Genomic DNA, 13,606 nt, shown 5'->3' with positions numbered 1-13,606 from the left:
AATGACCTTCTTACGATACTTGGTGCACCATACTATATGGTACTGTAAGCAGTATACATGCCCTCTACCATGCGTTGCATCTGATTTTATTGTAAATATTCTATCTTTATCCATATCTATATAATACCATACGTAATTAGCAGAGTCAAGAAAAGGCGGCTAACTCATGACTAAAGTCACGAGTGTGCGCCGCCAATGTTATCAAAAAAACAAAATCACTGTTTACTATTGTTTTCTGTATCATTCTCCAACAATTCTTTTATTAACTTTGACTGATATTCCTTATCGGAAGCTGCTCTTTTTAAATCTTCAAACCTGTTTTGATTGATTAATAAAAGATTCAAAGAATTAATAACAGTTCTCTCCTGCTCTCTGCCTTGCTTAAGTCCAAGCTCTCGACCCTGCTCTAGTCCCTGCTCAAGTCCACGTTCTATCATTACTTCACTTAAATTGCACATTGTGTTCAGCCTCCTTTCTGTTTCTAAGTCTACTATGATTCCGTATTCTGAAAGTTTTTTCTTTTTTATGGAAAATGAATCATCCCTCATTATCAAATCTTCAAGCATTGCGATCAATTTGTTCTCTGATTCTTTTAGATTGCTGTTTTTCCTTAATCGTATTATTACTCCCTGCACCTTATCTAAATTTGCAAGTTTCATTTCTTTTCCATATATCGTATCCTGCACAAAATGTATACGATTGATTGAATCTTCATCATCTGCTGTATCCATACATATCCAGATACTTCTTACTGCCTTTAGATTATCATAGTCTGAATTTACAAATTCAACTTCCTTTATTTTATGCCTGCGCATAAAAAAGCGTGAAGTTTAAGCATTGCGATTAAAACTCTCAAACAGAGGTAAGGACATGGCAAGAGCGACAGAGTTTGACATCCTAATAAATTAACAAAGCTCTCAAACAGCTGCGTAATCCTCTCTCCATAATCTTCAGTTTGACATCCTAATAAATTAACAAAGCTCTCAAACGCAGCACTATATCCAGCTAGTGACAACTTTGTTTGACATCCTAATAAATTAACAAAGCTCTCAAACCTGGTGGGTAAGTTTTCGGACAAAAAAGCGTTTGACATCCTAATAAATTAACAAAGCTCTCAAACGAACAAGTTAGTACACTGTTAAACGAGATAGTTTGACATCCTAATAAATTAACAAAGCTCTCAAACTTATCATGTTAGCTAACTTATTATGTCTATGTTTGACATCCTAATAAATTAACAAAGCTCTCAAACTTTCTTTTACCAGCTGGAGAAGTTACAATTGTTTGACATCCTAATAAATTAACAAAGCTCTCAAACTTGGAATATGAATATAGAGGTCAAAAATACGGTTTGACATCCTAATAAATTAACAAAGCTCTCAAACGGCACGCGTCAATGAGTGAGGCCTCAAAGAGTTTGACATCCTAATAAATTAACAAAGCTCTCAAACCGGTGCTATATTACTTATAGCACCGCTACTGTTTGACATCCTAATAAATTAACAAAGCTCTCAAACTTGCTTAGTGAATGAGCCGGAATATCCATCGTTTGACATCCTAATAAATTAACAAAGCTCTCAAACTTAATCTGAAATATTCATCACCATCACTAGTTTGACATCCTAATAAATTAACAAAGCTCTCAAACCTCAAACCTCAAATCGAGGTTATCTCCGAGCCACATGCTTGCGACATGTTTGTTAATTTATACCTTTATTATACACAAATCCTTATCTATTATCATTTTATTTTCATCATTTAATTTAGGATTATCCTGACTTTCGAGGATTATAAGAAATACTTTCTCATATTTAGCTGCTTCATACAGCATCTGTATTTCGGAGTCTTCCATAAACGATTTAAGATTGACAAAGACAAAAATCTTCTTATGCAAAACCTGATGGGCATTTTTCATGTAAGAAATAACCCTATCCAACAAAGACGTGTATTTTTCATCAAATCTGATTGAATAGATTTTAAAAATATTCTCTAATGCCCCATCAAGCTCATATTCAAGTTGATAAGGAACATCCATCACTGCTGCGTCTATCATCTCTATCATTTCAGAGTTAGCTTTAGCATACAACTCTGGATAGTTTAAATCTATAATACTCTTAAGTTCCTTATAAATTGCATTGATAATCTTTTTATCATTACAAGTTACTTCAAATGGATTTACAATTATTTCCACTAACTTAGAAATTGACAACTCATCTTCATTTTCAGATAATATCCAAGCTCCGTCCTGACTGGCAGTTTCTGATATTAAATCTAGTATCATGCTTCCAAATGCCTTTTTGTTCTCGCACACGATATCTACTATAACATTTTCAATGAAAACAATTTCCAAATTATACTCTTTGTTATAAAACCTCATAAGATTACAATTCTTTCATCTGAATCTATTACATCACTTTTCTTATCACCAACAATAAATTCCATTTTATTGTATTGTTTCTCAGTAACTTTTAGAACCTGCACCAATCCTGCTGGCGGTTTATTCTTTTTGATATTATCAATTACTGTATCTCCGGTTGTACTATTTGGCACTAGCTTACAATAAACAGATTCCTGTACCATCATAAAACCTGATTTTAGAAGAAATTTTCTAAAATCTCTATAAGCCTTTCGATTGCTATTTGTTAAAACTGGTAAATCAAAAAACACCAACACTCTCATATATCTATAATTCATATCGGTAAAACTTTATCAATGAAATATCCTCATCATTTAATGCATCAAAAACACTTTTGGTATATATTTTTATAGCATTAGTCAAGTATTCACTTCTTCCAGCTATTATCACTTCTTGTTGCAAAATACTTAGCATCTCATGTTTTTCCTCTTGATCAAACTTGTCAGGATGAAGGTTCTTAACCTTTTTATCAACAACTGTTCTAAATGGTTCCATCAAATCTGAACCCAAATTAAACTGATTGAACATATTGTCATGAAAAAGTCCAATTTGAGTTATATATCCATTTGAAACAATTTCTCTGTTAAAGGTTGATAATATCAAGCCATATCCATAGTTAAGCGCAGCATTTATACTATTTTCTGCTGTTCTGGTAAAATCTTTTCCAAATAAAGCATTGAAATATACTTTTGCTGCATGACCTTCTCTGTTAGTTGCATCTCCAAATTCTAATTCTTTGATGTACTGAAATAACATTTCAGCTTCTCTCAATTCACAATCTCTCAAATGCTCAGCCTGCTTTTTTATTTTTTCAGTAACGATTTCAGTCCAAACTGCTGCCTTTAAATCTGAACTCCATGACATCTGTTTTCTTACTTTTGAACTTGTGTCATGAGCGCCGTAATAAGGAATAAGCTCTGAAGAGGGATTTCGCTTCTCGTCACAAAAAATAACTTTAACCTTTTTCTTAGTAAGTTCGCTCAAGAGTACAGCTGTCATTGACACAGCTGTACTCTCAAGTATTAACATTTCAATTTCGTCGATATGTACTTTTACAGTTTCATCACCTCTAACCACCATAAAGCCCATCTGATAATCAAGCTTCGCACTATTAGAGATTACAACAGTTCTCCAGCTCATACCTTTAACAAATCAACCTTCTCTTCGTAAATGCCTGTAACCGACTGATTAATTAAATAAATCGAACAATCATTTTTTAAAACTTTGTTAATCAGCATAACACCCGTTGAAGGACTAGCTCCTATATCCACCAAGTTTGCACTTTTTTCAGAATTAGATATTTTTATCATCTGTAATAATACCCTGCATTGTCCATCTAATTCCAGCTCGATAAATTTATCTCTTCCGCTTTCTAATTTTCCGCCAATTGCATTCATCCTTGATTTATATATTCCATTCACGTGCTTTTTTAATAGCACATCGTATAACTCTATATTTTTATCCTTTGTAATAGTCTTATTAAATATCCCACTATTATCATATTTCTCCAAATCATGTATATAGTTGTTCCAATCCATATCTAAGCACAAGGAAATTTCGCTCTTTAGATATAGTTGCTTACCAGTTCTTCCCGTTATTCGACATCTGAAACCGTTTATCTCAAGAAGCGATTGAGTCCTAATTTTAGGCACACATATACGAGGATTCTTATATTTCAAAGTTTCGATACAATAATCCAAAAGCCCGTTTTCTGAAGCCTCAATTTTTTCCTTAAGATATATTGGAACACTTTCTATTGTTCTAATACGTTTCTTTTTATCATCATGTTCTACAACAAAGAAATATGCTCCTGAAACACTTGTAAATCCTCCATACTTTGAAACCTCTGCAAGTCGAACATCAGATGTTTTAAACGGAATATATCCATCTTCTTTTGCTTTCTTAGCCGGATACAAAGTTTCATTTGCAATAGCTCCTTTTGCTTCGAAAGTCCACCTTGTTATAAGTGGAGTATTTTTCGCCATGACTTTTTTAACTACATTTATAGTAGGATTCTTTTCGCCTTCCTTTAATGCTCTCCATGCCACATAGCCGTTTCTTTCGACATCATATTTGAACATCTTATCCAGATTATAATGATATTTCTTTTCATCCTTTGATAGCTCATTTTTAATGAAATTCATAGGATGAAGTGTGAACTTTGTATAATATACATTGCCAACTACTATATTCAAATATGCATCTTTTGCATGATGAAAATCGTTAATTGCTCTAGATTTCAAAAGCTGGTTTTCATTTCTAAAATCAGAAACATTTCCCGCTTTAGAATAAACCACAGTTGTTTTTTCAGAGAATAACTGTTTGATTAAATCAGCAACAGCTTTTGTCCCCTGACTTGTTTCAACAAGTTGTCTAGCAATAAATCCAGCCTTCTGCTCATCTGTAAACGGATTTCTGCATGTCAGTCTTCTATACTTCTCATCAGTTATCAAGTTTTGTGAATGTAACGAATTCCACAAATGATAAACGCTGTCACTTAATCTCTCTATAGGATAAGTATCACTCTTTCTGGCATTCTTTGTTTTATTTACCAAAACCAGATTATTCATAAGGCTGTCATCTTTTACAAAATGTCTTGGATAAATATGATCAATATCATATTTATTTTTGTCGAAAAGCTCGCTTAGATCTATAGGTTCTCCTGTGTACATACATCTGCCGCGCTGAGTATAGTACAAATACAATTTTTTACTTCTTAAGCTGCCATCTTTATCAGCTTTATCTATCTCAGAAATCCAATCTCTTTCTTCATTCTTTATATTTTTATACAACTCGATGAGCTGTTTTCCTCTCGACTGAGTTCTTTTTCCTTTTTCTCCATCAGCTCTTGTCATCTCGATAAAAATGCGAGATGGATCATGCCCCATTAGCTTTCTTATTTCTTTTAATACCAAGACAGTTTGCCATATCATTCGTTTAACTGGTGCAGAAAAATAATAATCATCTAAATCTTCTGGTGCAAAACTATTAAGCTCTTTTTGGAGTTTTACCTGTTTGGCTTCCAATTCATCTCTGAAAGTATAATTTTCTCCAAACACCAACTCCATAAAATTGTTATTCGTACTCCACATTGCCTGAATTATGGTATATGCTTCACCTGTTCCTTTTTCACATCCCTCTAATTCCAGCATTTCCTTTGATATTCTGCCCCAATCTTTAAACTTATAGCTACATATTTTTTTAATAGCCTCTGAATCAAGTATATCGCCAAAATCTTTCTTTAGTAGTTTTTCTAAATCCTTCTTAGAATCGCCAAATATAGTAGCATAATAAATAATTTTCTCAACATTTTCTTTAACAGAATCTTTTTCCAAATCCTCTCCAAAGATTTTATAAAACTTTCCATAAGATGCCAGACTGTTGTTTATATTAATATCTACGCCTGTTAGCTTATCTTCTTCGTCCAAAAGGCCTCTATTTATCAGATACTTAGCTATTTTTTTACGTGTTAACCTGTTTCCTTTCTTGAACAAGTCATTATAAATATCTTGTTTCAGGTTAACTGATATCTTCTCACCACCTATTCTGAGATTATTAATCTCATTTAGTACACAGTACTTTTCATACAAAAGTGATGCTTTAGGAAGAACACTTTCACCTGCAAGATATGTACATCTTCTCACAAGATTATCAATAAACCTTACTCTCGTTTTATCTATATCTATCTTTTCTTCAAGATTCCATGGAAGAACCTGACCTGCTTTCTTTCTAATAACCCATCCTGTTTTACTATATTCTGAGACAGGGCCAATATAATATGGCATATGAAAATGGAACAGCTTTAGTATTCTCTGACTCACAGTATTTCCATATTCATCTTTTTCCAACAAAAATGGTAAATGCTTTTCAGCATTTCTCAAAATTGCTTCCATTTCAATTTTATGAAGGCCATTAGGAATAACTCCATTATCCGAAGTTAACTGTTTAGGTAAAAATGATTCATTCTCTATTTCATGCAGTACATACAACGCTTCTTTGCTACTACAATTCTTCAAATCTTTTTTTATTTTGCTGTATAGTTCTTCTCTTGACCTTCCTTTTCCAAGGAACGACCTTCTGCATAAACCTTCATTTTCTTTTATAACTCCCGAAGAATTGGTTGAATTGACGTATGCACTATAAGAACCCTTATCTATAAATCTAAACATCTGGTCATACTGTTCTACAGACAATTCTGTCTTATAGACCTGTTTTAATATTTTTAAATCGTTTTTATGCTTTTCATACGAGTCAACTCTTGCCTGAGACAGGTATCTTTTCCCCTGAAGCAGCTTTGACAATATTCCAAAATCATATATCTGCTTCATCAGGTCAATTAATTCATACTTTTCTTCACCAATCGCTGAACAAATTTCCTGCTCTCTATCAATATAAGATGAATCAGAAAAATCTATATCAATTTTATTTTCTTCTGATAATTCCTCAAATATCTTTGTTGCATCTATTTTTAGTCCACATAGCCCTTTTACTATTACATTTTCAATTTTATTCTTTTTCAAAAAGCCCAATGCTTCAAACATTCGAGCTGCTTTTTCAGTCCTTGAGATACTAGAATCAGCTAAAATCTCTGTAACTATACCATGAGCATTTTCAGGAAATGACACTCCCACTAATGCATTAGAGATGTTTACAAAATCAGCATAGATTTTTTCTATGGAGGCATCTCCACTATCACTGATTTCTCCTCCCAAAAAGTGCCCTCTATGCTTAAACATATTTAACAAAGCTAAATACACCAGTCTAGAATATTTATTATCTGCAACAACACTATCCTCTATTAGAGCTGCTCTTAGATGAAAAATAGTCGGAAACTGGGCAAAGTAGTCTTTATCTTTGTAATCTACATCATTAAAAATACCATTTTGGCTAGACAAGATGCTATCTTTATCTTCTTCAAAAAATCTGCTGTTATCAAGTCGTATAAAAAAGTTTTCATCTTCCTTGCTTATAGCTTCATGAAAGTATTCTTTCAATAATCCGATTCTAGCTATTTCTCTTTGACGTCTACGACGACTTGTTCTTTTTTGTCTACGTCCTGCTGCTGTCTGAGCTTCATCAAACTCTCTTATTCCCCAAAAGTCTTTTCCTTTCATACGAATAAGATTATAGTTTTCATCTGTAACAGCAAATCCAACTGTACTAGTACCCATATCAAGACCAACAAAATAATTAGAATCTTTTTTCATTGATTTACTCCTTTAGCATTGACAGTTAATTAATAAACGTGATATCATCAAATTAATAAATTAACAAAGCGAGTGCAAATAAGGTTTTACCGGAATCGTCTTTATTAAGAACCGCATGGTGCGGATTATTTAGAAGCCATTTAGATGGCTTCTATTTTATTATATAACTTCAGCACATGTAGATGTTATCAATATAATCAATATAGTTATCGTACAATTATTATTTAATTTTTATCATGATTTCTATAAGAAGAACTATTTTTCATCAAAAGTCGCTTCAATAATCTAGTATAAAGTTTTCCTTTTTTCTGAAAAAGAATAACCCAATATAATCAACCCCCCTCAATGCTTTTCATGTGTAAGATTTTCTAACACTATCTTACTTTTATCCGCATTGAGAGGGGTTGTCATTCTACCTTATTAACTTCCTATGCAATTAGCTTGTCCTGCCCATTTTATTAGCATTTCTATTTTTGTCCGAGTACTGTTTCTTGTCTTTTTGTCTTTAATTATTCTTGTTTTATCATCTTGTTTCTTACTTAACTTCAATCCTTGCTACTTCTTTTCTTTGTTCAAGTGCCTTCTTTGGTAATATCAAAGTAAGAACTCCGTTCTGATATTCTGCGTTGATATCGTTTGCCTGTATATCACTTCCGACATTGAAGCTTCGCTGGAAAGACATCTCCTTTCTCTCGCGGCGGATATACTTGCCTTTCTCGTTCTTCTCTTCATTGTCTTCTTTGTGATTTGCTGATATTGTCAGCATTCCATTTTCAAGAGAAACTCCGATATCCTCTTTATTGAAACCTGGCAAATCTGCCTGAAGCTTATAATCGTTATCTTCCTCGATAACATCTGTCTTCATGTTCATTGAATCTTTTCCGAAGAAATCATCTGCAAAATTTGTCCAGTTTGTAAATGGGTTCATCATTTCATCTTCAACATCTCTCCACAGCATTGGCATCATCATAGTATACTTCCTTTCTGCATCCTGAAGGATGCGATGAAACATTTTTTATTGTTGGAGAGAGGATTTTTAACTTTTTTATTTCTTTTCCTCTCTGCAATTATTGTTATAGCACAGGTATAACAATAATCCAATTAAGAAAGTATAAACTAATTATAAATGTTCTATAACTAATAGAACAATGTCTGCATTTGCTTAGCTTTGTCAAACCAAAATATTCTCAAAATACTACCTTGTCAATGCGAGATTCATCGTGCATTCTCTTCTTACATTCATACATTCTCTGATCTGCTATCTGTCTTATTTTGTCAATATCATCACTGTCAACTGGAGCAACAGCATAGCCCGTAGAGACTGTCAGACTTATATTGTATTCAGTATTGCGTATAACAGGTCTTTCAAATTCGCTTAGTATAGACTCATTTATCTGCTCATATTCTGCATAACTAATCGTCTCATCAACTAGAATTGCGAATTCATCGCCACCTATTCGATATACTTTGAATCTTGATGCTGCCTTTAATCTCTTTGCTATCTCGACTAATACTTTATTACCCACATCATGTCCGTAGGTATCGTTCACATATTTGAATCTATTAGCATCTACATAAAATATTCCAAAAGACTTGTTATTATTGGCTATATACGTTAATGCACTTGAAAAACTTCGTCTGTTCAAAAGACCTGTGAGTTCATCTCTACTACTCTGATAATCGAGTTGATCAAGAAGTCTTTGATTTAATATTCTAAATGCAATAAAGTTTGATACTGTGGTTAGAATCTTTCTGGTATCTAGAATAGCGTTTTTTTCATAATTATTGGCGCACAAGTATCCCATAAGCTTTTTATGCTCATAGAAAGGAATTGCTATAAAGCGTAATATTCCATGCTCCTTAAAATAGTCATACTGCTGAGGGTATTCCTGTTTTAATTTATCAATATCCTCAATAAGCACTATGCTATCCTTTTTCAAATTTCTAGTAAAAGTTGCAAATACTTTCTCATTTATTCTGTCAAAAGATGTTGAAACAAAAGGACTATCATTCTTGCGCCATTCATAAGTTTTTCTGAAATAATTCTGCTCTTTTTCGACTATATATATTCTGTCAGGATTTATGACCTTACCTATTTCACTAAGTACTTTATTCATTGTCTTTTCATAAGTATCATCACCATTTAGGCACTTGGTAATTCTGATAATAGCATCATCTGTTGCAGAATTTAGCGCAATTAAATCGTTCTCTTTTTGATTTTCATCAATTTTCATAAAAACATAGGTGCAGCACCCTGGTATGACTGATGGTCCTATTGTAAAATTGAGCCAGCAACCTATTTCCTGTGCGAAGATAATGTCGTGCACCACTTCGCGCAAAACTACAGCTCTATAGCAATATGTCATCCAGCTATCCATACTGTTGGCGTAATACTCCATAAAACGCTTGCCGATTATATCATCACTTTTACAACCGCACATATCCAGATATGTATCATTTACATAAACATATCTTGCATCTACTGCTTTACGTCCTTCATTATCCAGAATAACCTGAAATACTGCCATTGCTGCGGGCATATGAGAATATAGTCCAAGTATTTCCAATTCATTCAAAGTACTGCTTTCAAATGAGTTCCTATCATAAAAAGAGTCTACGTTAGAATATTTCTCATCTCTTAGTGAATTAATCGTAGTAATAATCGCATAAGAATTCGTCATTGGATTATATGCAATCATTCTGCTAAACGCATCTACTATATAGTCTTTTTTCAAAAAATGAGAATATTCCCAGTTTCCTGTCTCGATGCATCTGTCAATAGACTTTTGATATATGATATCCTGAACATCACTAGTATATATCTTATATGGAAACACTTTACTGGGGTTATCTTTAAAAATATGCCCTATTGTATATCTATAATTTTCATTCGAGCGAAGTACAGTGTACTTGCCCTCATGAAACTCCAAGACAGCGACAGCATCTCCCAATATTGGGCTGTTATCATTTAAAACATCATGAAGATTTAAATCAAAGAGATTTACTCTGGATATTTTTTCATAATACTCTGCTTCAACCGGATTTTCTCTTGGAATCTTAACTGGATTTTCTATTATTCTTTCTACTGGTATTGCTTCATCATAGAAATATCCCTGCAGTCTGGTACATCCACATTCTTCAAGGAATCCAATCTGCTGGCAGTTTTCTATTCCTATAGCCAATGTATCAAATCCAAAATTTTCAGCAATCGATATGATATTTCTAATACTTTGCGGATTTCTTGCATGTTTAATATAATCAAGTACGAAATTTACATCTATTTTTATAAGGTCGATATTTAATCCCTGATAAATACGCATGGACATGTAATCACCTTTATAGTGATTCATCCATACTTTGAATCCAAAGCTGTGAAGTTTTGCTATCTGAATACGGAAAAATTCAAAATCTTTTTCTTCAATTCTCCCTTGAATCTCTATAATGAGATAACTTATAGGCATTCCTGCCTTTCTGACTCTGTTATACAACTCTGTCGGCATGTCACACATATAGAAATCATTCTGGGATACATTAAGTGTTACCGGAACCAGTTGGATATTGCTTTTCTCTTTGATTTTTAAATCTTCCAATATCCGTTCAGCCATATATAAATCAAGTTTATAAATGGATTTCGACTGCTCAATTACTGGAATAAAATCTCTTGGCAAAATACTGCCTTTTTCAGGATCATTCCATCTGGCAAGACTTTCCTCTTCGCTTATCTCACCATTAACAAGCCTTACTATTCCCTGATAGTAGGGTTTTATATATCTATTTTCAAGTGCTTTATCAATATTACTTAGAATATATTGATTTCTCTCGAAAACTTTCTTCATACCATCGTCAAACCATACGATGGATTCTTTTTCTGCAGACATCAGCGCTTCACATGCAAAGTGAGCCCTGTCAAGTGCGTCTATCACTGATTCGTTTTCTTCATATATATGTATTCCTGCTTTTGGAAGAAGATTTCTATCTTTATTATTATTCAAAAATAATTCAAAGACTTTCTTAACATCTTCTTCTATCGTGGTTTTATCACCGCATGCAGCAAAAATATTTCCCTCAATCCTAGCACATCTTTTTTTTGAAAAAACACTCTCAAGTGCAGATGCTAATGTTACTAATACCTTATTACCTTCGTTAACCCCATATCTTTCGTTAAAATTTCTAAAATCCATGAGACTAAATGAAACAAATGCCATTTGCTTACCACTGTCATTTAGTTCATGAATTAATTTATCAGCCAATGAAATAAAAAAATTTGAATTGGGGATATTAGTAAGACTGTCACAATAGTTCTTCAGTATCAAAGGTAAATCTGTATTTAGTGCAAAATCATCTATCGACTTTAAATTGTTGTCTGAATACAGAGCTGTTACATCTGTATAATAAACAAGTGCTAATTCTTCACCTTCTTCATTTTCAAAATAATTTATGTTAGAAAAAAACAGCTTCTTCCCATTTTTTTCCAAATCGTACATGAAAAGTGCATTATGATCTATATATTTGATAATTAAATCTTCATAATTCTCATTTTTTAACTCGCGATTAATAAACCTGTGCTCTATCAAATACTTCTTGATAGTTTCAGAATCAATACCAAAAAAATCACAAAGACCTTTTGACACAACTACAGGTTCAAATGAAACGCCATTAAACTTAAATAACGTTTGCGGAATAATGGATTTTTCCAGAGCGATTTTTTCCGCCTGATCAAAACGAATAGTCTTCAAATGAGTTTCCTCTTCTAGGTTATGTTTAAAGCTATTAATGCTGACCACTTTATGTATCGGAAAATGAACCTATAATGTTTATAGGTCTATTATCCTTCATGAATTTCATTCTGATTTTGAAACTTTATGCAAAGCAATTTCTAATTACACATAAAAACAAGAGATTCAACCACCCCTTTGTAGTTAAATCTCTTGGAATAATCTTTTTTATTATATTATTTTTTATGACTATAATTACCGAGAGTCAGTAAAAGTATTGTTTTGTACTAAAGCCTGTTTATAAAGTTGTTCTTCAAAGCTTTGCACTATGACTACTATCTAAAATGGTTCTTTAAAGCTTTATACTATAATTCAAACTGTAGTCATTAATGTTCAAAATACCAAACGAATGCTGCAGGAAAACTTGTCTATTATTGATGTAAATATCTTAAAATTTCATTCAATTAAATACAAATCCTTCATCTTTGGCATTCCTTCGATACTTCCAAACATTTCCACTATCATATTCAACACATAAAATTGACTGTCCTGTTGCTGAGTGTTCTACCCAGTATTTCCTGACTGAGCCATCTTTCCATTCTGAACACTTTCCTTTGTGATAATTCATGGCAGCCATTACATCTTGTTGCAGTAGATAATCCAAATTCATCCATAAACACATAAAAAATCACCTCACATTAAACAATTGAACCTTAAGATAAGCGTTACAAACGAGTATTACCACAAGCAAAATATGCAAATAGTAATACAAAGAAACAACTAACAGACAGTCCAAGTACGACTATCTACGAAACTTTTAAGAAAGCTTATTTGCTTTCTTAGTTTTAAGGTGGAAATGTGCAAGCGATACACACCCCTATTGATAAAAGAAAAAGATTAAATTCATTTTAACACATTTCTAAACGCTTTTGTGTTAATTTTTAGAAATTTTTTAAAAAAATTTTACATACTGTTTTTATGGGGATTGACTGTTAATATGTACTAAAAAAATCAATCCGCGAGACATACGGTGTGGATGATGTTGATGCAAATGTACGCCTTGCCTTCAATGCCGGTTATCTCTTCCTGCAGCAGATCTATTATAAGCTTGGTCCGCCTGCCGAACACCCTTAGTTCATATCACGTAAAAAGAGATGTGTCGCGTAGGCACATCTCTCTTAATTCGTATAGGTTTCATCTTTAGATGAAAGCGTATCTGGCGAATCCAGATTCTTGAGGGCGATTTCCGCTTTTTCCCGCAAGAAGTC

Annotated in this window: 8 protein-coding genes, 1 pseudogene and 1 CRISPR repeat array; all 9 genes and pseudogenes read right to left on the bottom strand. The window is 32.9% G+C overall.

Annotated elements, in window-relative coordinates; all coding sequences use genetic code 11:
* Window positions 1-114: pseudogene (locus G634_RS22070) on the bottom strand (IS200/IS605 family transposase); the annotation flags it as partial.
* Between the two features lie 101 nt (window positions 115-215).
* Window positions 216-731: a hypothetical protein gene (locus tag G634_RS17775; protein WP_196805276.1), complete on the bottom strand. Its 516-nt coding sequence runs from the start codon at window positions 729-731 to the stop codon at window positions 216-218.
* 156 nt (window positions 732-887) lie between these two features.
* A CRISPR array of direct repeats spans window positions 888-1,648; the repeat unit is 36 nt; unit sequence GTTTGACATCCTAATAAATTAACAAAGCTCTCAAAC.
* A 57-nt stretch (window positions 1,649-1,705) separates the two neighbouring features.
* A complete protein-coding gene (gene csn2 / locus G634_RS0103095; RefSeq protein WP_026504061.1) occupies window positions 1,706-2,377 on the bottom strand; it encodes a type II-A CRISPR-associated protein Csn2 in 672 nt (223 codons plus the stop codon).
* Window positions 2,374-2,694 carry a CRISPR-associated endonuclease Cas2 gene (cas2, locus tag G634_RS0103090; RefSeq protein WP_242826753.1) on the bottom strand — a complete coding sequence of 107 codons (321 nt, stop codon included), beginning with the start codon at window positions 2,692-2,694 and terminating at the stop codon, window positions 2,374-2,376. Before cas2 ends, csn2 begins: the two co-directional genes overlap by 4 nt.
* On the bottom strand, window positions 2,684-3,556 hold the full coding sequence (cas1, locus tag G634_RS0103085; protein WP_026504059.1) for a type II CRISPR-associated endonuclease Cas1: 873 nt from the start codon (window positions 3,554-3,556) through the stop codon (window positions 2,684-2,686). The genes cas2 and cas1 overlap by 11 nt, the downstream gene beginning before the upstream one ends.
* Window positions 3,553-7,623, bottom strand: a complete 4,071-nt coding sequence (cas9, locus tag G634_RS0103080) for a type II CRISPR RNA-guided endonuclease Cas9 (protein WP_026504058.1) — start codon at window positions 7,621-7,623, stop codon at window positions 3,553-3,555. Before cas9 ends, cas1 begins: the two co-directional genes overlap by 4 nt.
* A 535-nt stretch (window positions 7,624-8,158) precedes the next feature.
* A complete protein-coding gene (locus G634_RS0103070) occupies window positions 8,159-8,593 on the bottom strand; it encodes an Hsp20/alpha crystallin family protein (RefSeq protein WP_026504057.1) in 435 nt (144 codons plus the stop codon).
* Between the two features lie 217 nt (window positions 8,594-8,810).
* Window positions 8,811-12,359 carry a diguanylate cyclase domain-containing protein gene (locus G634_RS0103065; protein ID WP_026504056.1) on the bottom strand — a complete coding sequence of 1,183 codons (3,549 nt, stop codon included), beginning with the start codon at window positions 12,357-12,359 and terminating at the stop codon, window positions 8,811-8,813.
* 439 nt (window positions 12,360-12,798) lie between these two features.
* Window positions 12,799-13,020: a hypothetical protein gene (locus G634_RS0103060; RefSeq protein WP_026504055.1), complete on the bottom strand. Its 222-nt coding sequence runs from the start codon at window positions 13,018-13,020 to the stop codon at window positions 12,799-12,801.
* Window positions 13,021-13,606: the final 586 nt, after the last annotated feature.

This window comes from Butyrivibrio sp. NC3005, assembly GCF_000424545.1.
Taxonomy (GTDB): Bacteria; Bacillota; Clostridia; order Lachnospirales; family Lachnospiraceae; genus Butyrivibrio.
The sequence above is the reverse complement of the archived record's forward strand: the minus strand, read 5'-3'. Positions and strand labels throughout refer to the sequence as shown.